This is a genomic window from Amycolatopsis albispora (genome assembly GCF_003312875.1).
GTDB lineage: Bacteria > Actinomycetota > Actinomycetes > Mycobacteriales > Pseudonocardiaceae > Amycolatopsis > Amycolatopsis albispora.
The window spans coordinates 2,000,629-2,024,303 of sequence record NZ_CP015163.1 but is presented as its reverse complement, the minus strand read 5'-3'; the positions used below and the strand labels follow the sequence as shown (position 1 = coordinate 2,024,303).

The 23,675-nt window shown below is 67.4% G+C and carries 7 protein-coding genes; all 7 read left to right on the top strand.

The annotated features are described in order from the left end of the window. The first annotated feature begins 3 nt into the window (after positions 1 to 3). The 7 genes from A4R43_RS09355 (at position 4) to A4R43_RS09320 (ending at position 23,521) form a co-directional block, all read left to right on the top strand. Positions 4 to 5,112, top strand: a complete 5,109-nt coding sequence (locus A4R43_RS09355) for an AAA domain-containing protein (protein ID WP_236808857.1) — start codon at positions 4 to 6, stop codon at positions 5,110 to 5,112. 510 nt (positions 5,113 to 5,622) lie between these two features. Next, positions 5,623 to 9,969: a BREX system serine/threonine kinase PglW gene (gene pglW, locus A4R43_RS09345; RefSeq protein WP_113691958.1), complete on the top strand. Its 4,347-nt coding sequence runs from the start codon at positions 5,623 to 5,625 to the stop codon at positions 9,967 to 9,969. 59 nt (positions 9,970 to 10,028) lie between these two features. Next, entirely contained in the window at positions 10,029 to 13,634 is a 3,606-nt protein-coding gene (pglX, locus tag A4R43_RS09340; protein ID WP_113697457.1) for a BREX-2 system adenine-specific DNA-methyltransferase PglX, read from the top strand. Then, on the top strand, positions 13,631 to 17,425 hold the full coding sequence (locus tag A4R43_RS09335) for a BREX-2 system ATPase PglY family protein (RefSeq protein ID WP_113691957.1): 3,795 nt from the start codon (positions 13,631 to 13,633) through the stop codon (positions 17,423 to 17,425). Before pglX ends, A4R43_RS09335 begins: the two co-directional genes overlap by 4 nt. Positions 17,426 to 17,427: 2 nt before the next feature. After that, on the top strand, positions 17,428 to 20,100 hold the full coding sequence (gene pglZ / locus A4R43_RS09330; RefSeq protein ID WP_335645152.1) for a BREX-2 system phosphatase PglZ: 2,673 nt from the start codon (positions 17,428 to 17,430) through the stop codon (positions 20,098 to 20,100). Further along, entirely contained in the window at positions 20,097 to 21,419 is a 1,323-nt protein-coding gene (brxD, locus tag A4R43_RS09325) for a BREX system ATP-binding protein BrxD (RefSeq protein WP_113691956.1), read from the top strand. Before pglZ ends, brxD begins: the two co-directional genes overlap by 4 nt. After that, the gene (locus tag A4R43_RS09320) at positions 21,416 to 23,521 is read left to right on the top strand and encodes a DEAD/DEAH box helicase (protein WP_113691955.1); all 2,106 of its coding nucleotides are present in this window, start codon (positions 21,416 to 21,418) and stop codon (positions 23,519 to 23,521) included. Before brxD ends, A4R43_RS09320 begins: the two co-directional genes overlap by 4 nt. The last annotated feature ends 154 nt before the right edge of the window (positions 23,522 to 23,675 follow it).

The following is a 23,675-nucleotide window of genomic DNA, read 5'->3' as shown; positions in this document are numbered from 1 at the left end:
GGGATGGGTACGTCGTTGGTGGACCGCGCACGGCGGTTGTTCGAGTTCCTCCGTGGTGCGCAGCGGCTCAAGGCGACCCCGGTGCGCTCGGTCGAGACCTACCAGCGTGATGGTGCTGTGTTCTGGTTCGCGGAGCTACCACGGCACCCGGCGGTCCGGGTGGCTCAGACGGGGCTGACGGGGATCGATGAACCCCTGGTCGTCGTCGACAGGGTGCCGAAGGTTGAGCCACCCGAGCCGGGGGCCGAACTCGCCCGTTGGCTGACCGCGCCGTGGGATCAGCCCGACCAGCCCCCGGCACTGCGCCAGCGGATTCGCTGGACCGGCGACGAGGAGGCAGCCGAGTCGCGGGTCTTGACTCTCGAGGAATCGCCGGAGGTCGAGGAGCAGTTCCGCCTGTGGTTGCCGAAGTGGCAGGAGTGGGCCAACCAGGACCTGGTCGACGCTCCCGCGCGCCAGTTGTACAGCGACCTGTATTCGACGTACATCAGTGCCACCGATAGTCCGGAAGAGCTCGAGTTGGTCGTCGGCGTCGGCTGTTTGAGCTGGCTCCCGGAGGACCAGCAACCGGTGATCCGCCACGTGCTGACCAGTCCGGCGACCGTGCACTTCGATGACCGGACGGGCGCCATCGAGGCGCACCGGGTCGGAGCTGGCGAACCCATGCGGCTCGAATTGGACATGGTGGACCCGAGCCTGATCACAGCGCCCGACAAGGTCAACGAGGTCCGTGCGGATGTCGAGGCGTTCGAAGGCAGTCCGCTGGACCGCGACGCGGTCGGCGAACTCGTACGACGCCTCGTGCACAGCCTGGATGCTGACGGCGAATACCGAGATCAGGACCAATTCGTCAAGCCGGTACCGCACGCCGTCGCGGCGCTGGCCCCAGCTCTGATCCTTCGGCGGCGCACGGAGAGCGGCCTGATCGAGATCTTCGATGCGATCCTCCGCCAGCTCGGCGATGCGGGTGAAGTGCCGGACGGCCTGGTGCCCCTGGTGGATCCCGATCGGAAGCCGACAGCTCCGGGGCCGGACGGGGAGGGCGCGATCGTCGCGGTCGACGACGAACCCTTCCTGCCGATGCCGGTCAACGACAAGCAGCTGGCGATCATCCGCAGGGTTGACGCACAAGCTCAGACCCTGGTGCAGGGCCCGCCCGGCACCGGTAAGACGCACACGGCAGCGGCTCTCATCTCCCACCTCCTCGCTCAAGGCAAGCGGGTGCTGGTCACCGCGCACACCGATCGCGCGCTCCGTGAGGTCCGGGAGAAGCTGCCTGACCCGATCAAGCCGCTGTCCGTCGCAGTGGTGGGTGCGGCTCGTGAAGACATGGCTGACCTCAAGCTCGCCGTCCAGGAGATCGCGGCGGCGGCGGTGGACCACGATCCGGAGGCGAACGCCGAAGCCATCCGTACCCACCTCGGTGAGATCGACCGGCTGAGGCGCGAACGCGCGGCTTCCTTCCGCCGGCTGGTCGAAGCCAGGGAACGTGAGGTCCGGCATCGCGAACACCGCGGCTACCGCGGCACGCTGGCGGCCATCGCGCGACAGCTGGACACCGAATCCGAGGCCCACCGCTGGCTGCCGGCTCACGTGGCGGTCGGCGCCGACGACCCGGCACCGTTGTCCAGCCCGGAAGCGGTCGAGTGGCACGGCTACCTGCTCGACGACCGGCTTCGAGCCGATGAGGTCGAAGCACGCACGCGGCTGCTCGAGGTCGAGGCGGTGCCCGCACCCGAGGAATTCGCCCTGCTGGTGATGAGGGAGCGCGGTTCGACCGCCGAGGAACAGAGGCATGCTCAGCTCAAAGCGCACGTTGCGTTCGACGCGGTGCTGATGCTGTCCGCGGACGAACGCACGCGGTTGCAGCAGCGGTTGCACCGGCTCGCCGATGAGGCGGATCGGCTCGCAGCCAGACGAGAGCAGTGGATGAACGACGCACTGCGGGATGTCCGTTCCGGGAGAGCCGGCCAGTGGCGCGCCAGGGCCGACACGTTGCAAACCCTCGTCGCGCAGTGCGCTGCGTGCACGGCGCGGCTCGGTCCGCTGGCTTCCGTGGAATTCCAGGGGGAACCCGGGCCGCTGGTGGCACTGGCGGGTGAGGTGTCCCGATACCTGGCGGACGGCGGCTCCATCAAGACCCTGCCAGACGGCCAGCCGAAGGTCGGGACCTTCTCGCCCAAGGTGCTCAAGCAGGCGCAGCCGTTGTTCGACGGGGTGCGTGTCGACGGATTGCCGCCCACGTCGGTGGACCAGCTGGACGCGTTCCTCGCCTGGATCGGGGCGTCAAAAGCGTTGTCCGCCCTGGACCGGGCGTGGCCCTCGAACGTTGCCATCCCCGCCGAGGACACCCCGCAGGAACGACTCCAGTGGCACGTGACCGAGCTCGACCAGTTGCGCCACGTGTTGGCATTGGGTGATGAGCTCGGCGCGGAGGAGGAACGGCTGCGGGTGCTCAAGCTCCCTGCGCCGGATTGGAACGACCTGGACGGCGTCCGCCGCTATGCGCAGTTGACCGATGCGGCAGGCGCCGAGGATGCCAGGCGTTCGGCGACGGCACCACTCGCAGCACTCGAGCAGCTGATCGCAGGAACCGCGCAGTGGACCGATGCGGCCCCGTGCACCGCGGAGTTGCTCGACGCGGTCAAGCTCCGGGCTCATGATGCGTACGCGTCGGCGTACTGGCGGTTGGAGAGGCTGTGGGAGGTGCGACGGCTCGTCCAGCGCCGTGAAGAACTCGCCGGTCGGCTGAACGCGGTGGCCCCGGAACTGCGGCGGGCCGTCGTCGAGGCTGGCCGGGAGCAGGTTTGGACGTCCAGGCTGGCGCGATTCGACGAGGCGTGGTGCTGGGCCGCGACGCGGACGTGGGTGCTGCACCAGGAATCGATCGACGTCAATTCGGTGCAAGCGCGGATCAGGGATATCGAAGAGAACATCCGCACGCACGTCGAATCGGTCGCCGCTCGCCGCGCGTGGGACTTCGCCGCCGCACCGGAGCGCCTGAGCGGTACGGCGCGCGCCGACCTGACCCAGTACGCCCAGTTGGTGCAGCGGGCGGGCAAGAACACGGGGATCTACCGCAACCAGCGCAGGGTGGAGATCCGGAAGGCGATGGACCGGTGCCGGCCATCGGTACCGGTGTGGATCATGCCGCTCTACCGGATCGCCGAACAGCTCCGCGTACGGCCGGACATGTTCGACGTCGTCGTGGTCGACGAGGCTTCGCAGGCCGGTACCGAGGCGGTGTTCCTGCAGTACCTCGCGCCGAAGATCGTGGTCATCGGCGACGACAAGCAGGTGTCGCCATCGGCTGTGGGGGTCGACCAGCAGCAGTTGCGAGACCTCGCACGCCAATATCTGGCGGACGATCGGTACCGCGATTCCTGGCACGACCCCAAGCGCAGCCTGTTCGACGAGGCCAAGATGCGCTACGGCAACCTGATCACCCTGACCGAACACCGGCGATGCGTACCGGAGATCATCGGGTTCTCCAACCGGATCGCTTACGAGCCGGACGGGATCCGGCTCGTTCCGGTCCGGCAGTACGGCGCAGACCGCCTGGAGCCGGTCAAGGCGGTCCACCTCCCCGAGGGGTATGAGCGAGGAACGACCAACAAGCTGAATCCCGTCGAGGCCGAGGCGATCGTCGACCAGATCGAGAAGTGCATCGCGGACCCGGCCTACGACGGCAAGACCTTCGGTGTCATCTCCTTGCTCGGCCCAGCACAGGCCAAGGACATCCAGACCCGGTTGCTCAGCCGGATCCCGAAGGACGAATGGAGGGCTCGCGACCTGCGTTGTGGCGATGCCGCGGACTTCCAGGGGTCCGAGCGCGACGTGGTGTTCTTGTCGATGGTGGCGGCGCTCGCGCCCGGCAAGCGGCTCGCCGCATTGACCCAGGAGCAATACGTGCAGCGCTACAACGTCGCCGTCTCACGCGCCAAGGACCAGGTGTGGCTATTCCATTCGGTCGGCCTGGACGACCTGGTGAACCAGGCGTGCATGCGCTTCCAATTGCTCGATTACAGCTACGGCGTGATGCGGCGCGGGCAGGGCACCGGCGATGGGGCCGGTAACGCCGTGCCGGAGGACCAGCGGGTCGACCCGTTCGATTCGCTGTTCGAGCAGCGCGTGTACAACCGGATCATCGATCGCGGATACACGGTCCTGCCGCAGTACGAGACCCTGGGATACCGCATCGACCTGGTGGTGGTCGGCGGACGGGGACGCCTGGCAGTCGAGTGCGACGGTGATGACTGGCACGGCCCGGACGTCTACGAGCGCGACCTCGCCCGCCAGCGCGACCTCGAACGGTGCGGCTGGCGCTTCTTCCGGATCCCCGGCTCAGCCTTCGACGTCGACCCGGCGGCTGCGCTCTCCGGCTTGTGGGACGTGCTCCAGGAGGAGGGCATCCACCCGTCCGGCTATCGACCGCTGACCGCCGACAACGCTGCGCCCGAAGTCGCCGAGGCCCGGCCGCACGTGGCCGACGAGCACACCACCGTTCTGCCGAACTTGCAGGCCGAGCGGCAGTGGCCGACCGGGGAAGAAGCCCAAGAGCCGACCGAGGACGTTGTCAGCGAAGGAGTGCTCGAACCGTATGCCAGCTATACGGGCACCCTCGTGCCGGTAGCGGAGGCTTCGCGCCAGGAGCTGATCGACGGCATCAGGGAGATCGTCGCGGTCGAGGGACCGGTGCTGGGTGAACGCATCCACAGCGCCTACGTGCATTGTTCAGGTGGTCGGCGGGTGGGCTCCCAGCTGGCGCGCACGCTCAATTCCGCGGTGACCGCGGCGGTGCGCCAGGGCCTGCTGGAGGTGGACAACCCACTCGGCCAGAGCGGGGTCCGCCCGCTCACCTATCGGTTGCCCGACCAGCCGCTCGTTCGATCCAGGCAGCTTGGACCGCGCGACCTCGGCGACGTACCTCCCCGTGAGTTGGCCACCTTGATCGCCGATACCGCCGAGCACCACGGGTGGGCTGACGAGGAAACCCTGTTCCGGGCAGTGCTCGAGAGCTTGGGCTTGAAGCGGCTCACGCGGAATGTGCACGATCGGCTCTCCGGTCTGGTGGAGCTGGCCCGTGCGCACGCATCCGATACCAACGGGTGATCCTGGGTTCGTAACGTCACGCTCCGCGTCGACGACATTCGGGGATGTGGATCTCCGACTCGACTTCGGACGAGTTACCCGTCAAACGAGAACAGCGTCGCTCGGAGGTGGCTGACCGCGACAGTAGGCGAAGATTGGCCACCTTCGGTTCGAGGATGGGGAGTCCACGGAAATAGGTGCAAACGCAGCGGTCGCGGCGCCAGTGCTTCTCCAGGTGTACGCGCGACGGGGCGTCGGTCGCTGGTTCAGCTCCACCGCTGATGGCCGGTGGCGCGTGCAACCGACCGTGAGTCACTCGCCGATGCTGACTTCCTCGGCGTGGCGCAGGATGGTCAGGCGCCAGTTCGCGCGCCTGACGGACGTGGGTGAGGCTGAAACGTAACGCAGTGTGACGACGACTCGATACCGAGTGAGTGACTATCGACTGTTCGACATCGTAGGGCGCAGAACCGACCTGGTGGAGGCACCTAAGATCGTCGGCGAGCGGTTCAGCGAAGAAGGGGAGACTGAGTGTCGGGCGGTGGATCACCTGTACCCAAACCTGCACCTCCACCGCAGCAGAAGCGCTGGTTCCAGGAGCGGACGTCGCCCTACCCGTGGGAGCAGGAGGGGCTCGATCACGTACGTAGGCTCATGCCCAAGGCAGAACCCTACCGCGCGTGGGCCACCTTCTCGTTCACTGCTGCTTCAGGCCGCATCAACGAGTGCGACCTGCTCGTCGCTGTCCCAGGCGGCCTGTACCTGATCGAACTCAAAGGGCACCCCGGGCGGGTCGTGAACAACGGCGAGACCTGGCGATTCCTCCAGGACGGCTCCAATCGGGCGCGCATTCTGCGCAACCCCCTGCACCTCACCGACCTCAAGTCGAAGGAGCTCAAGGGCAGGCTGGAGTGGGCCGCCAAGCGGTTGCACCTCAGCCAGCGGGTGCCGCGCGTGGAAGCGGCTGTGTTCTTGTCCGCGCCGGATTTGCGGTCCGAGCTCGACGAGGTGCAGAGCACCCGGGTCTACGGCCGCGACGACGCTTCGCGGGGTCTGCCGTGGCTGTGGCGCGACCTGCTGTCCCGCCCGCCGCAGCAGGATTCGCAGCGGATCACGCCGGCCTTTTCCGCGGTTCTGCCGAAGCTGCTGGAAGAAATCGGCATCCGCGCATCGACGGCGCACCTGCGCTTCGGCGACGACTGGACACTCGGCTCGGATCTGCTCGACGCCGGCCCCACGTGGGAAGACCGCCTCGCCGAACGGAAGGGGATCGTCCGCGAAGAGGGCCGGGTGAGGATCTACCTCACCGCCCAGCAGGCCAGTGAGGAACGGCAGCAGTCCGTCGAACGCGCGGCACGCCGCGAGTACCAGGTGCTGCAGGGCATCACCCACCGCGGGATCGCTCAAGCGGTGCAGATCCGCGACCACGGGGGCGGTCCGGCGATTCTGTTCCGCCACCGCTCGGATGACCTGCGGCTGGATTCGTACCTCGCGGTCCACGGTGAGCACCTCGGTGCCGATGTCCGCCTCGACATGGTTCGCCAGCTCGCCGAGGCAGTCCGATACGCGCACAGCCGCTCTCTCTACCACCGCGCGCTGGCCGCGCGGTCGGTGTACGTGTCGGCGAACGAGGATGGCTCCCGACCGGTCATGCGGATCATCGACTGGCAGGCCGCAGCACGTGACTTCGACACCACCGGATTCTCCTCGATCGGCAACACCTCGCTGCCGGGCGAGCACGTCTCGAACTCCGCCGACGTGTACCTGGCGCCGGAGGTCGACACGCCGTTCGCCGATCCGGTCGACCTCGACGTCTTCGGGCTCGGGGCGATCGCCTACTTCGTCGCGACCGGCCAACCTCCCGCTGCCCAGCGCAGCGGGCTGATCGAGCGACTGACCACCGACAAGGGACTGCACCCCTACGCCGTCTCAGACGTCGTTTCCGACCCGCTCGACGCGCTGATCTTCGATGCGACCCGCGCTGACGTCGCAGATCGGCTCGATTCGGCCGACGCGTTCCTCGCACGCCTGGACGCAGTCGAGCAGGACGCCGTGCCCGCTGAAGAGACCACTGCGCAGGCGGACCCCCTCACCGCGATGCCAGGGCAGAACGTCGACGGCGACTGGGAGGTCGACCGGATCCTCGGCACCGGCGCGACGGCCCGGGCCCTGCTCGTCACCCGTGCTGAGGAGGACGACGACGGCAAGCCGCACACCAAGCGGCGCGTCTTCAAGATCGCGCTCGACGACAACAAGGCCGCTCGCCTCCGCGCCGAGGCCGTCGCGTTGGACCAGGTCGGCGGCGGCGTGATCGTCCGCCTGCTCGACGGTCCGCGGGAGCTCGCCGGCCGGACCGTGCTCGACCTCGAGTTCGCTGGTGGGGAGGACGCCACCGGCCCAACGCTCGGTGCGTTGCTGCGCGCCGAAGGCAAGCTCACCTACCACCAGCTGGAGCGCTACGGCAAAGACCTGTTCACCGCGCTCGACCACCTCGCGGGCAAGGGGGTGCGTCACCGGGACCTCAAGCCCGACAACTTCGGGGTGTACCGGCGGGCCGACCGCTCCACGCAGCTGATGCTGTTCGACTTCTCCCTCGCCGACGCCTCCGATCGCGACGTCCAAGCGGGTACCCGTGGTTACCTCGACCCGTTCCTCGGCTCCACCCGGCGTCCCGCCTTCGACGACCACGCCGAGCGCTACGCGGCGGCGGTGACCCTGCATGAGATGGCCTCGGGGCAGCGGCCGGTGTGGGGCGACGGCATGACCGACCCGCGGACCACGGCCGACGAAACCCCGACGATCGCCTCGGATCTGTTCGACCCCGCCCTCCGGGACGGTCTCACCGACTTCTTCCTGCGTGCCTTCCACCGCGACGTCGACCGGCGCTTCGACACCTACCGGCAGATGGAGGACCAGTGGCGTGCGGTGTTCGTCGCCGCCGACACCGCCGCCCCGCTCACCAACCAGGCCACGGTCGGGATGGAAGGCGAATCCCTCGAGGACACCCGTGACGCGCACGCGGCGGCTGCCAAGCTGGACACCCCGCTCGAGCTGGCCGGCCTGACGCCGCGCGCGGTGTCGGTGGCTCAAGGCTTCGAGGCCAACACCGTCGGACAGCTGCTCGAGGTCCCGCTGCACCTGATCGCGAAGGCACGTGGCGCGGGCGCGATCGTGCGGAAGGAACTCAACCGCAGGCACAAGCAGTGGTCCAAGCAGCTGCTGCACGCGGAATCCGCGGCTGCGCGCCCGGCAGACGAGGACCACCTCACCATCGAGGACCTGGCCGCACTCCTCACGCCGGCACAAACGCGCCGGGGGTCGAAGAAAGCCGACGTCATCCGGCTGACGCTCGGCCTGCCCGACGGTGACGAGCCGCTTGAGCCATGGGCTTCGCAAGGCACAGTCGCCAAGCGCCTCGCCATCTCGCAGCCCTCGGTGTCACGTCACCTCAATGCCGCTGCGAAGGAGTGGTCGGTCGCGCCGTGGCTGGTCACGATCCGCAACGAGCTCGTCGACGCGGTGGCTGAGGCCGGTCGGGTCGTCACCGTCCAGGCGCTCGCCGCTGCGCTCCGTACCCGACATGGCGCAGGCGAGGACGACGCGGAACGCACCATGGCGCGGGCGATGGCCGTCGTGCGCGCCGCGATCGAGACCGAGGTCTGGGCCGGCCTGCACACCAAGGACGGGGAAGACACCGGCCCACGTCTCGCGGTGCAGCGGCGTGGACAGCGGGTGCTGATCGCGCTCGAGTCACTGCCCGGTTCCCAGGACCCGAGTGCCCCGGAAATGGCTGACTACGCCTTCGCTCTCGGTGTCCGCGCCGACGATTTGGTGGGCCGGGAACCGCTGCCCGGCCGGGGCGTCGTCGTGCGCGAGCTGCGCGCGGTGCCGCCGCCGGAGGGCCTGCCGCCACTGGCCGACACGCGGCTCGTCGAGCTGGCCTCGGTGATGTCCGAGCACGCGGCGGCGTCGCCGCGGCTTGAGCTGTATCCGCGTGAGCTGGACCTAGTGCGCGCGCTGCGTATCTCGCAGGCCGCGGCCGGGGTGCGGCGTGACCGCGGCATCACTCAGCCCGACCTGATCGCCAAGGTCCGGGCCCGGTTCCCCGCCCTCGATGTGGACGAGCGGCTCACCCACGTAGACCTGGAAGATGCTCTGCACGCCGCTGGCTTTCCGCTGAACTACGACGCGGCGGACAAGGTGTTCCGGCCGCCGGCGCTCGAGCAGTCACGCTTCACCACTTCGTCCTCCGCGCTCAGCGGGCATGGGCACGGTCGCGCCGCCGGCGCAGACCCCCACGAGGTTCTGACGAGGAAGCTCACTGCGGCGATCAAGCGTGGCGGGTTCCTCGCGCTCACCCTGCGCGGGGCTTACCTGCCCGGCACTCCGGAGGGCATCGCCGCCCGGTATCCGGTGCGGATGATCGACGTCGACCGCGAGTTCGTGTCGGCGTTTCGGGCGCTCGTCGCGGAGCGTGGGCAGGATTGGGCGAAAGTCAGCAAGCTGGATGCGAGGTTCGGCGAAACCGGCCTCATTTCGCCGGGACTGGCGTCGTACGTGCGGACGACTTGGGAACGGGTGCGCTCCCGCATCGACGAATCGGCGGGCGGGGCCAACGTCGTGCTGTTCCTGCACCATGCGGGCCTGCTGGCACGCTACTTCGACGAGGGCGGTCATGCCTTGCTGACGCAGCTGCAGAACGCGGCCCGCCGACCTGACGAGGCACCACACGGCCTGTGGCTGCTGTGCCCGGCGGAGTCGGCGCTCGACACCCCGCAGCTGGACGGCAAGATCGTCGAAGTACTGACCGACAGCGAACGCGTGGTGCTCGACCGCGCGTTCCTCGACGAGGTTCGCACCACGGACGGTGCGGCGTGAGTGAAGGACAAGGGCAACCGGTGACGACGGCAGGGCGCGCAGTGGACGGCAAGCAGCTGATGAAGGACCTGCAGCGCCAGGTGCTGATCCTGGAGGACGACCTCCGGGAACGCGCCGGCGAGGAGCCCGAGTTTGCCACCGCACTGCGGGCCGAGTACGACGACGCCTACGAGAAGAAACGCACCGCGTCGACCTACGAGTCGTGGCTCGATGCCCGGGTCACCCAAGTCGCGGCCGCGTGGGTGCTCGGCACGGTGTTCGTGCGGTTCTGCGAGGACAACGGGCTCATCGAGCAGCCGTTCATCTCCGGTCCCGGCGAACGGCTCAGGGAGGCAGAGGAGCACCACGAGGCATACACCAGCAAATTCACGAGCCACAACGACCGCGACTGGCTGATCGCGGCTTTCAACCACATTGCCGACGCACACCCTACAGCCGCCGGACTTTTCGACAAGCGGCACAACCCGCTGTGGGAGATCACTCCGTCGTACGAGGCGGCGACTTCACTGCTGAAGTTCTGGCGGCGCCCCGATGAAGAGCTCCGCTACGACTTCACCGATGCCGATTGGGACACCCGGTTTCTCGGCGACCTCTACCAGGATCTCTCCGAGCACGCCCGCAAGACCTATGCCTTGTTGCAGACCCCGGAGTTCGTCGAGGAGTTTATTCTCGACCTGACGCTGGAACCTGCGGTCGACGAGTTCGGGCTTAAGGGGCTGCGGACCATCGACCCGGCCTGCGGTTCCGGCCACTTCTTGCTGGGCATCTTCCAGCGTCTGCTCGCGAAGTGGCGTGAGGCCGAACCCGGCACCGACGACTGGGAGCTGATCAAACGCTCACTGGAGTCAGTGCACGGCTGCGACAAGAACCCGTTCGCGGTGTCCATCGCCCGGTTCCGCCTGCTGATCGCCGCATTACACGCAGGCGGCGAAACGTGTCTGACGAAGGCGCCGGTGTTCCCGATCAACGTCGCAGCCGGCGACTCACTGATGCATGGTCGTGGCGTGAACTGGGAACAAATCGAACTAGGTCTGTTCGCCACTGACGAGCGGCACACGTACCGCACCGAGGACGTCAACGAGTTCGTCGGCTCCTGTGACCTGCTCGGGGTGGGTTCATACCACGTGGTGGTCGGCAACCCGCCGTACATAACGGTGAAGGACAAGCAGGAGAACGAGAACTACCGCAAGGTCTACAACAAGGTTTGTTCAGGCAAGTATGCATTGTCTGTACCATTTGTACAGCGACTATTCGACCTGGCCATCCGAACCGGCGGGTCGGATCGAAGAGCGGGTTGGGTCGGGCAGATTACTGCGAACTCATTCATGAAACGCGAGTTCGGCAAGAAATTGATTGATGTATTCCTCGCGCAGCGCGTCTCTTTGACTCACATCATAGACAGTTCCGGCGCTTACATTCCTGGTCACGGGACACCAACGGTCATTCTCGTCGGACGGAACAATATCGGGCGAAAGAAAGACCCGATCCGCGCGGTACTCGGAAAGCGGGGTGAGCCAGCGCAACCAGAAATTCCCGCGGACGGCTTGGTCTGGTCAGCGATCGTGCAGCAGGTTTACAAGCCGGGCAGTGAGTCGGAATGGGTGTCGGTCGAAGATGCTGAACGAGAGCGGTTCGCGGGTCACCCGTGGAGCGTGAGTGGCGGAGGTGCACGTGATGTCATGGAGCTATTTGGCGACTGCCCCGACATCATTGTGCATAGATCCTCACGAATTGGAGTTTTCGGAATCCCTGGCGGGGATGACGTTATGCTCACGCCTCGTGAAGCCTGGCTGCGTCGCGCGGCTGAAATTGAACACATAAAACAACTCGTACTTGGCGACGAGATTCGGGACTGGCGAGCATCTCATAATACGTTCAGCTTCTTTCCGTATTCTTATGATCTTGAACTTCTGCCGCTTGACGCGTTGGGTTTGACCAATCGGTGGATATGGCCTTGCCGAACAAGCCTTGGCAACAGAATGACCTTCAGCAAAGAAACCTACTTCGACGACGGTCGGCCATGGTACGAGTGGCATCAGGTGACTCCGGCACATGGGGCCCACTCCTGGACAATTTCATTCGCGGAAGTCGCTACACATAACCATTTCTTCCTCGATCGTGACGAAAGGATCTTTAAGCAGACCGCGCCGGTGATCAAGTTGCCAGAGGGGGCGAGCGAGGATGATCACCTGGCACTGCTGGGCGTACTCAACTCCTCTGCGGGCTGCTTTTGGCTTAGGCAGGTTTGTCATGACAAGGGCAACCGCGGTGAAGGTGGCGGGATAACGAGCGCCGCATGGGAGCGATTCCATCAATTCAACGGTACGAATGTCGCGCGCTTTCCACTTCCTGCTGAACTGCCGCTCGAGTTCGGCAGGAGTCTGGATTTCCTCGCTCAGCAACTCGCGGCGCTCGAGCCGGGAGCGTTGTGCGGTAGCGAGGTACCATCGAGGGAACGACTCGACAAGACGCGGACTGAGCACGAGCATGTTCGAAGCCGGATGGTGGCACTTCAGGAAGAGCTTGACTGGCACACTTACGGTCTGTACGGGCTGCTGACGCTCGGCGATCTCGCGCGGCTCTCCGCCGCCGACCGCGACGAAGTTCCCGAGATCCGCCTTGGTGAGCGGGCCTTTGAAATTGTGTTGGCGCGTAAGGCCGCCGTGGGCGAGATCGAGACCGCGTGGTTCGAGCGCCACGGGTCAACACCCATCACCGAGATTCCTTCGCACTGGCCGGAGTGGTACCGGCAGATCGTGCAGGCTCGGATCGACATCATCGAGCAGCGCCGCGACATCGCGCTGATCGAGCGGCCGGAGTGCAAGCGGCGGTGGGCGACGCAGCCGTGGGAGAAGAAGGAAGCCGAGGCGCTCGAGACTTGGCTGCTGGACCGCTGTGAGCGACGCGACCTCTGGTACGGTCTGCGTGACGGTTTCGAACAGCCGCGGGCGCTGACGATCAGCCAGCTCGCCGACGCGTTCCGGAACGACGTCGACATGCACTCGGTCGCACAGCTTTACGCTGCCGACCATCTCGGCAAACGTGACTTCACGCTGGTTCAGGTCCTGGAAAAGATCATCGCCGACGAGCACGTGCCGTTCCTCGCCGCGATGCGATACAAAGATCCGGGGCTGCGCAAGCGCGCGCAGTGGGAGAAGGTCTGGGAGCAGCAGCGCGAAGAAGACAGAACAGGCGAACGTCTCGACATTCCGGTGCCCCCGAAGTACACCTCCGCCGACTTCCGCAAGACCAGCTACTGGTCCCAGCGCGGCAAGCTCGACGTGCCCAAGGAACGCTTCATCTCCTACCCCGAGGCGAGCCCGGACGGCGACCCGACACTGCTGCTCGGCTGGGCTGGCTGGGACCACAAGGACCAGGCGCAGGCGCTGGTGAACGTCATCAACGACCGCACCCAGGAAGCCGGCTGGGAAGCCGGGCGGCTGAAGCCGCTGCTGGCCGGGCTTGCCGAGGTCATGCCGTGGGTCAAGCAGTGGCACGGCGAGTACGACGCCGAGTGGGGCGGGGTACCGGCCGACGAATACCAGGCGTTCCTCGACGAGCAGCTGACCAAGCATCAGCTGGCGATGCAGGACCTGACCGCATGGCGTCCCGAGGCCCCGCGCCGCGGGCGCCGCACCAGCAACGCAAAGGGTGATCAGCGGTGAGCGGAGCCGAGATGTACCTGCGGGACGTCATCGACATCCCGGACTCCGTCCACGCCGGCGACTTCAAGATCGACCTCACCAAGGGTTTCGTCGAGACCGACGCCCGCGTCGCCGAGTACGTGGTGACCGATCAGCTCCAGCAGGCGTTCGGCAAGGCGCTGTCGATCGTGCGCGCCGCCGTGCGGGACGGTGCTTCCCATGCGGCGTACCTGCACGGCTCGTTCGGTTCCGGTAAGAGCCACTTCCTGACCGTGCTGCACGCGGTGCTCAACAACGACCCGGTCGCCCGCGCCAAGGCCGGGCTGCAGCCGGTGATCGCCGAGCACGACGAGTGGCTGCGAGGCAAGAAGTTTCTCATGGTGCCTTACCACCTGGTCGGTGCCACCGACATCGACTCGGCTATCCTCGGCGGCTACGTCAGCACCGTGCGCCGACTGCACCCGAAAAAGGGCACCCCGGCTGTCTACCGCGCCGATGCGATGCTCCACAACGCTCGAGGACAGCGGGAGTTTCTCGGCGACGACGCGCGGTTTGCCGAGTGGCTGGGCAGCGAAGCGCCGGCCACCGCGGACGACGTCCTCGACGACGTCGACGACCTGGACGTCATCGAGGGCACCACCGTCCGCACCTGGACGTCCGCCAAACTCGATCATGCGTTCAGCGCTCCCGCGGGCGACCCGGTGCGCGAGGCCTTGGTCTCGGCGCTGCTGTCCGGACCAATGTCGGCGTACAGTCGTGGTGCCACGGGCGATGCCGAGGCGTTCCTCCCCCTGGAGGACGGCCTGTCAGTGATCAGCCGCCACGCCCGCGGCCTCGGCTACGACGGGCTTGTCCTCTTCCTAGACGAGCTGATCCTCTGGCTGCAGGCCCACATGGCCGACCAGGAGTTCGTCAACACGCAGGTCAGCAAGCTCGTCAAGCTGATCGAATCCGGCAACGCCGACCGCGCGCTGCCGATCGTCTCCTTCATCTCCCGGCAGCGGGACCTGTCCAAGTTGGTCGGCGAGGACGTCACCGGTGCGGACGTGAAGAACCTCGAGGCGCAGGTGCAGTACCTGGCCGAGCGGTTCGACATCGTGTCACTGGAAGACCGCAACCTGCCGGCGATCATCAAGGAACGCGTCCTCAAACCGAAGACACCCCAAGCGAAAACCGCGTTAGAAGGTGCGTTCACGGCCATCGAGTCGACGAACTCGGCCGTGCGCGACGTCCTGCTGGACGCCAACGGCGCCACCGGCGCCGACTGGACAGATTTCCGCGCCGTCTACCCGCTTTCCCCCGTTCTGCTCAACGTGCTCGTCGCGCTATCTGGAGCCCTCCAGCGCGAACGCACCGGCCTGAAGCTCTTGCAGGAGATGCTGTACCGGCGCCGCGCCGACATGAGGCTCGGCGAGCTGATCCCGCTGGGTGATCTTTGGGATGTCCTCGCCGACGGTATCGGGGAAGCCTTCACCGAGCGGTTGCGGCAGGAATCCGCCGCAGCGCACCGGTTCCACGCGAAGGTGCGGGCGTACCTGTTGGAGAAGTACGGCAGTGAGACCGACATGCGGTTCGTCGCCGACGACCGGTTCGTCAAGACGCTGATGCTGGCCGCGCTGGCGCCGGACGTGTCCGCGCTGGCGCGGTTGACCGGGGCACGGTTGGCCGCCTTGAACCACGGCTCCATCCGCTCGCGCACCGTCGCGCCCGGGACGATGGTGGTCACCCGGCTGCGCGAGCTGGCCGCGGAATTCGGCGAGCTGCGCTCCGAAGGCGACGAGGACCCGGTGTTCCGCCTGCAACTGTCCGATTTGGACATCGAACCGCTACTGGACGCCGTCGGCGAGCAGGACTCGATCGGCGCCCGCCGGATCTGGACCAAGCGCCAGCTGTGGAGGAAGCTCGGCATCCGCGACGTCGAGGAGTTCGTCTGCGACCGCGAGGTTGTGTGGAAGGGCACGCGTCGCACCGCGGAGTTCGTGTTCGCCAACATCCGTGACAGCCAGGACCTGCCGGACGTGCAGTTCAGCCCCAGCGTGCCGGGGCGGATCAGGATCATCCTCGACTACCCCTTCGACCAGCACGGCCACCCACCGAGCGACGACGTCGCGCGGGTGAACCGGCTCCGGCGTGAGGGCTTCGCCGCAGCCACTATCACCTGGATCCCGCATTTCCTGTCGGCGCAGAAGTCCAACCAGCTGGGGCGACTGCTCAAGATCCACTACCTGCTCGAGCGCAACCGGCTCGACGACTACGCGGGGGAGATGTCCGCGGACAACCGGGTCAAGATCCGCCACCAGCTGCAGGCCCAGGCCGACACCCTCGAATCACAGCTCACGGCGTCCCTGATGCAGGTCTACGGCATTGCGCGGGCCGAGGAGTCCACGCTCGGTGCGCAGGTCGGCGAGGAGGGACACGTGCTCTCCCTGTGGCCGGGCCACACACCACGGCTGGCCGCTGGCGCAGGCTTCGAGCAGAACGGGCTCACCCTCGCGGACGGCCTGTTCTCCGCGCTGTACCCGAAGCACCCGGACTTCGACACGACCGGGAACCGCAAGCCGATCACCGTCGGCGAGCTCAAGACCGTCCTCGGCTGGATCACGCAGGCGATGGAGGAGGGCAAGCGGCGCATCGTGGTCGACCGGTCAGAGCTGGCGCTGGTTCGGCGGATCGTGCATCCGCTCGAGCTCGGCGAGGTCTCCGACGGGCCGCTCAACGTCTCCGCAGAGTGGCGTCGCCGCATCGACCAGGCGGCCGGACAGCGCGGTGTGGACGGCGATTACTCCGTCGAGAACATCCGCTCGTGGATCGAGGAGCTCGGCTACACCGGGTTGGACAAGGTTGTCGCCAACCTGATCATCGCGACCTACGCTCTGCTGTCCGACCGCGCCTGGGTCTTGCACGGTTCGCCGCTGCGCGAGGCCCCGGAGCTGGACAAGATCGGTCCCGGGCACGCGTTGCGGGCTCAGGAACTCCCATCGGCGGACGAATTCGCCACTGCGCGCGCTCGGGCGTCGGCGCTGCTCGGGGTAAACGTGCCTGAACATCTGGTCGCCCGCAACGTCACCCGCCTCGCGTCCGACGTGCGCGAGAAGGTGACGAGCCTGGAGACAGCGGTCAACAACCTCCGCCGGGCGCTGGAGACGCGGGCCGATCAGCTGGGTGTGCCCGCGACCGCCGCTCGCATCACGATCGCGCGCTACGCCGCCAATCTGCTCGCCCGACTGTCGGCCACTCGCGATGCCATGGCGATCGTGCGCGAACTGGCCGGCGCAGGCCACGACGACGTGAACGACCAGGTGCTTGGCAATGCCATCGCCACAGCACCGCAGGTGCTCGACGCGCTCGACCGGGTTGACTGGAACCTCGTCGAGTCCGTGCGCCGGTTCGTCGAGCGGGAAGACGCCGTCGGCGTTCAGGCCCGGCGGCTGCTGGACGATATCAGCGACACTGCCGCCAGCGACGAGTTCACTCACTCGCTGGCTCCGGTACTGGGCGATATCCGCCGCCGTGCCATCGCACTGATCGAGGAAGCCGCACGACTTGCCGCCGTGACGGCCCCTCTCCCAGTGCCGACCCCGTCACCGAAACAGCCGAGTTTCCCGCAGGACGCTCCGTCTTCTCATCCGACGGAGCACCCAGAATCGGCCGGCGGCCGGGCGAAGCCGGCCGCGCGCCGGATCACGGCCAGCGTGGTCGAGCAGCAGCTGCAAGCGATTCTGGACGACTTCTCAACCGAGATTCGCGACTACGCGAAGGACCACCCCGGCGTCGATATCGTTCTTGAGTGGCGCATCGCGGGCGAGGACTGATCGTGACTACCGCCACGCCGCAGCTGACCAAGCGGATGATCGAAACCTTGCTCGCGGGCTGGCTGCCGCAGGCCAAGGAGCACCGACTCGTGCTGATCTACGGCCGGTACGAGGACGGGAGCAGCGACTTCGTCTTGAGCACCGAGCAAGACCACAAACGGGTATACATCACCGATCAGCACTCGGTGCTCGGGATTGTCGAAGCGTGGCAGCAGCACCAGACCGAACGGGGCGCCGACGATGTCCTCGTGGTGACCACGAGCGTCGACGACGCCCAGCTCGGCTGGGACATCCGGGGATACGCGCTCGGGCGCTCCACCCGCACCGCGGACCGCGCCAGCATCGTGGCGCAGCGATTCGGTGCAGCGGACCTCGACCCGCGCGTCCGCGCCGAGCCGTGGCTGATCGACGCGCTGCTGGACGCTGAACCGGCGGGTGGTTGGCCCCGCAGCGGGTCGGTGCTCACGCGCGACACAGCCATGCGCTCGCTGATCGGTGCCCGGCTTGGTATCGGCACGTTGCGCGAGGACGCGCTTGATGCCGGCGCCCTGCTCGCCTGGTCGCTCGATCCGACCGGGCCGAACCGGTTCGCGCGCTTCCCCGCAGCCGAGCAGGCCGGAATGACCGACTGGTTGGCCGGTTCGGTCGGCGAAGTCGCTCCGATCGTCCTGCGGCTGGCGGCCGCGGGAAAGGCAGCCGACGCCATGCCGCTCGGCCTGGTCGGCACGGTCGCGACCCGTCCGGACGCCTCCCCGGAAGCCGCGCTCGCCTTCGGCGGGCTGCTGGCAGGTGTCCGGCCGCCGGCGTTGCGCGCCTTCACCGACGCGGTCGAGGGAACGTTGGAGCGCTGGCTCAGCGAGGCCGAGTCCGGTGGGAGGCTCGCCCGGGAGCGGATCACCGACGTCGCGAACCGCGCCGATCAGCTCGCCGCGAGCGCGCACCTCACCGAAGCTCTTCGCGACAGCCGGTTCCTTCCGTCCAGCTACGCAGCCGCGCTGGGCACGCTGGCGGGTGCGCTGTCACCGACCCCTGTCAAGAGCAGCATCACCGCGGTCGAACGGGCACTCGACGAAGCCCGTGACCACGGGCTGGCGCGGCTGGAGCCGGAACGCCTCAAAACGGCGGAGATGGCAGTACGGGTCCACCGATGGCTCGCATTGCCGCTTCCGGACGTCGGCTCCGCCGCGCTCGCCGCGAACCGGCAGGTCATGGACTGGGCGTGGGTGGACCGCGCCCTGACGACGTTGTGGGTCGGCGACACCGGAGGCGATCCCGCCGTCGCTCAGGCGTACCGGGCGCTCCACCAGGCTGCCCGCAACCGGCGCGACCGGCTCGACGAGCAGTTCGCCGCGCAGCTGGCCAGCTGGGTTCCCCGCGCGTCCGGCACCAACCCTGGTGGTTGCCTCTTGATCGAGGACGTCCTCGACACCGTCGTTCGCCCTGTGGCGAGCCGGCGCACGCCGCTGGTGATCGTCCTCGACGGGATGACTACCGCGATTGGCGCCGCGATCGGCGAGGAAACCGCCGCCGGTGGTTGGCGTGAAGCCTCGCCACGTCAGGGTGAACGCGTCGCCGCGGTGACGGTGTTCCCTTCGGTGACCCGTGCGGGCCGCGCAAGCCTGCTTTCCGGTGTGCCGAGCGTCGGTGACCAATCGGTCGAGCGTGCCGGTTTCGCCGCGTTCTGGCGCAAGCACCGGCGCGAAGCCGCGCTGTTCCACAAGAACGACCTGGCGGGCGAAGCCGGCCAGCGGCTCTCCGAGAGACTGCTGACCGCACTCGCCGGCGACGGTGTCGTCGGTGTCGTCCTCAACACGATCGACGACGCGCTGGACCACGGCAAGGAGGGCGAGCGCGCCGGCTGGTCGACGCGCGACATCACGTACCTGCCCGAGCTCCTCGACGCCGCACGGGGATACGGGCGGCCGGTTGTGCTCGTCGCCGACCACGGACACGTCCTGGAACGGTCATCGACGGAGAAGCCATCGAAGGCCGAGGGGACGTCGGCCCGATGGCGCACCGGTCCGGCGGGCGACGACGAGATCGAGCTGGCTGGACCCCGCGTGCTGCTCGGCGGCCGGGTGACCGTGCCGTGGCGCGAGGACATCCGCTACACCTCCCGGAAGTCCGGCTACCACGGCGGCGCCTCGCTCGCCGAGATGATCGTGCCCGTCCTCGTCCTCCTGCCGTCCGACGAACTCGTACCGGCCGGGTGGCACATTCTGTCGCCCGAAGCTGTGACCCCCGCTTGGTGGGAGCCACGGCGAACGGTGCTTCCGGAGCAACCTGCGCCGGCTCGCAAGCCCGGCCGACGCAAGCCCGAGCCGGAACCGGCCGTACCGCTGTTCGCGGTGGAGGCGCCGGACGAATCCGTCGGTACCCGGGTCGTGGCCACCGATCTCTATGCCGCCCAACGGGCTTTCGTCCCGAAGGCGCCGGACAAGCAGGTCGTGGCGGCGGTGATCGATGCGTTGCTCGAAGCGGACGGGTCGCTTTCGCTCAGCGCGGTCGCGGAACGGGCCGGCCGGGCCGCGCGCCGCCCAGAATTCTTCGTCAGGACTCTGGAGCGTTTGGTGAACGTCGATGGTTACCCGGTGCTGACGCTGCGCGACGGGGATCGCAGTGTCAAGCTTGATCGAGAAATGTTGCAGACGCAGTTCGGAGTGCGAGTGCGATGACCGTACAAGCCAGCGAGGCGCGGCGACGCGAGGCAGTGGACGCCCTGCGGCGCGGCACGGTGCCGCAGTCGGGACTCGACCTGCTCGCGGTGGGTTTGGACCGGTTCGTCTGCGCGATGGACGAGGATCTCGCCACCGTGGCGCGCGGGGGCGCGACCTTCCACGCCGTGCGCGGTGAGTACGGGTCCGGAAAAACGTTCTTCACACGCTGGCTGGCAGAACGCGCAAAACGACGAGGACTCGCGACCACCGAGATCCAGATTTCCGAGACCGAGACACCGCTGCACCGGCTGGAGACCGTCTACCGACGCCTCACCGAGCGGCTGACCACAGCCAGCCACCAGCCCAGCGCACTGCGGGCCGTCGTCGACTCCTGGCTCTACACCCTCGAGGAACAGGTCATCGAGGCCGGTGACGTCGCCGAGGACGATGAGAAGGCGTTGGCCGCGGCAGTCGAACGGCTGATGGAGCAGCGTCTTGCGGAAGTAGCTCGGACCACCCCCGCCTTCGCCGCGGCGCTGCGGGGCTACCAGCAGGCCGTGACCGCCGGGGACAACCCCACTGCGGAGGCCCTCATCGCGTGGCTCGGAGGGCAGAAGTCGGTCGCCGCGGCCGCTCGCCGGACCGCCGGGGTGCGCGGGGACCTCGACCATTTCGGGGCGCTCGGCTTCCTCCAGGGACTGCTCACCGTGTTGCGGGACTGCGGGCACCCCGGTCTCCTCGTCGTGCTGGACGAGACCGAAACGCTGCAGCGCGTGCGCGGCGACGTGCGAGAGAAGGGCCTCAACGCGCTCCGGCAGCTGCTCGACGAAATCGACGCCGGTCGATTCCCCGGGCTCTTCGTCATCATGACGGGGACACCGGCGTTCTTCGACGGCCAGCAAGGTGTGCAGCGCCTGCCACCGCTGGCTCAACGGCTGGCAACGGACTTCGGCACCGACGCCCGGTTCGACTCGCCACGCGCCGTGCAGTTGCGGCTGCTGGGTTTCGACTTGGATCGGCTCGTCGAGCTGGGCCAACGGGTTCGCGAGCTGTATGCGAGCGTCGCGCAGCATCCTGACCGGATCGCCACCGTGGTCGACGACGCGTACCTGCGGAGCCTGGCTTCGGCGCTGACCGGTCAACTCGGCGGCAAGGTGGGCGTCGCGCCGCGGCTGTACCTGCGCAAGCTCGTGGCCGACGTGCTGGACCGCGTCGACGAGTTCGGGGACTTCGACCCCCGAGTCCATTACGCGCTGACCGTGTCGAGCACGGAGCTGACCGAGTCCGAGCGCAACGCCGCCGCGAGCGCGGACGACGTCGACCTGGAATTGCCGTGACCCATGCGTTGACGCGGCTGCATCCGGCGCTGGTGCACCACATCGTCAACACCCTGGGCTGGCGGTCGCTGCGACCGCTGCAGGAGCAAGCGATTGAGCCGGTCCTCGGCGGCCAGGACGCGGTGCTGCTCGCCCCGACCGCCGGCGGCAAGACGGAAGCGGCCTGCTTCCCGCTGCTGAGCGCGATGGAGGAACATCGCTGGACCGGTCTGTCGGTGCTCTACGTGTGCCCGCTCAAGGCGTTGCTGAACAACCTGTTGCCGAGGCTCGAGACCTATGCTGCATGGCTCGGCAGGCGGGTCGGGCTCTGGCACGGCGACATCACGGCAAGCGCCCGTCGCGCGATCCTCCGCGACCCACCCGACCTGCTGCTCACCACGCCCGAATCACTCGAAGCAATGCTGGTCAGCGTCAACGTCGATCACACGCAGCTCTTCGCCGATTTACGCGCGATCGTGGTCGACGAGGTGCACGCTTTCGCCGGTGACGACCGCGGGTGGCACCTGCTCGCTGTGCTCGAACGCCTGACGCGGATCGCCGGCGTGCCGATCCAGCGCATCGGGCTTTCCGCGACGGTCGGCAATCCGCACGAGCTGGTGACGTGGTTGCAGGGGTCGAACCGCACCACACGAGAAGGTCGGGTGGTGGCCCCCGACACCAAACCTGCGCCCGGGGCGACGCCGCCAGGCGACCTGGAGATCGACTACGTCGGCTCGGTGCACAACGCAGCCACCGTGATCGCTGCCCTGCACCGCGGCGAAAAACGGCTGGTGTTCTGCGACTCGCGGCAGTTGGTCGAGGAAATCGGGGCCGCGCTGCGTGAGCGGGGCGTGACGACTTACCTCTCGCACGCTTCCCTTTCGCTCGACGAACGCAGACAAGCCGAGAAGGCGTTCGCCGAAGCGCGGGACTGCGTCATCGTGTCCACCTCCACCCTGGAGCTGGGTATCGACGTCGGCGACCTCGACCGAGTCATCCAGGTCAACGCCCCGTCCACCGTGGCGTCGTTCTTGCAGCGCCTGGGCCGGACGGGTCGCCGACCTGGCGGCACTCGGAACTGCCTCTTCCTCGCCCTTGACGAGAACTCGCTGCTGTGGGCGTACGCGCTGGTGCTGCTGTGGAGCCGCGGTTTCGTCGAGCCGGTGCACGCACCACCTGAGCCTCGCCACATCGTCGCACAGCAGATTCTGGCCTTGTGCCTGCAGGAGCACTCCTTCGGCAACAGGCTGTGGAGCGAGGCTTGGAACGAGCTCGCGCCGTTCGACCGCAGCGCGGAGCCGATCACGCGTCACCTGGTCGAGGAGGGGTTCCTCGACCAAGACGGTGAGCTCCTGTTCATCGGCGACGAGGCCGAACGTCGCTTCGGCCGCCAACACTTCATGGGGATGACCGCGGTGTTCACGGCTCCGCCGCAGTTCACCGTCCTCGAAGGGCGCCGCGAGATCGGTCGGACCGATCCGGCGCTGCTCACCGAAAAGGTTGACGGACCCCGCTTGCTGTTGCTGGGCGGACGCAGCTGGAAGGTCACGTGGATCGACTGGAAACGGCGCCGATGTTTCGTGGAGCCTGCCAAGTCGGGAGGCCGCGCACGCTGGATGACCCCGGGCATCGGTGGCGTGGGATTCGATCTTTCCCGCACCGCGCGCGACGTGCTGCTCGGCGAGGACCCGCCGGTGAAGCTGACGCAGCGGGCCATGCGGGTCATGGCGGAACTGCGCGAAGACCGTATCGGCTCGGTTCATCCCGGTGGAACGGTGATCAGCAGGCAGGGCTTGGACGTGCGCTGGTGGACGTGGGCGGGGTTTCGCGCCAACGCCACCTTGACCGCAACCTTGGGGCACCTGACCGACGAGAAGCAGCGGTTCGACGACGTGTCCGTCCGGCTCCGTTCCGACCTGGATCGGGATATGTGGCACTCGGGCGTCGCGGACGCCGCCCAGCGCCTGTGCCTGCCAGAAATCGACGAGCGAGCACTGGACGGGCTGAAGTTCAGCGAGGCCCTGCCGCACCGGCTCGCCATGGCTACGTTGGCAGCACGGCTTGCGGACGTCGATGCGGCAGCAGAGGTGCTTGAAGAACCCACGCGTTTCGTCGTTCAGTGATAACCTAAAGCACAACCCGGTAGATAGGGTGACTGTACCAAAAATTGGTTCCGATACCGCTACGCGAACGGCGATACAGCTGCGACAGTGAGCCTTTTCCAACCTGATGTGGGTTGGTGAGGGTGTGTCGCTGGGCTGGACAGGGCGAAGCTCC

Bases quoted from the DNA above. Each gene is read 5' to 3' on its own strand.
- A4R43_RS09355 (WP_236808857.1), top strand. From the start codon at position 4: ATGGGTACGTCGTTGGTGGACCGCGCACGGCGGTTGTTCGAGTTCCTC.
- pglX (WP_113697457.1), top strand. From the start codon at position 10,029: ATGAAGGACCTGCAGCGCCAGGTGCTGATCCTGGAGGACGACCTCCGG.
- brxD (WP_113691956.1), top strand. From the start codon at position 20,097: ATGACCGTACAAGCCAGCGAGGCGCGGCGACGCGAGGCAGTGGACGCC.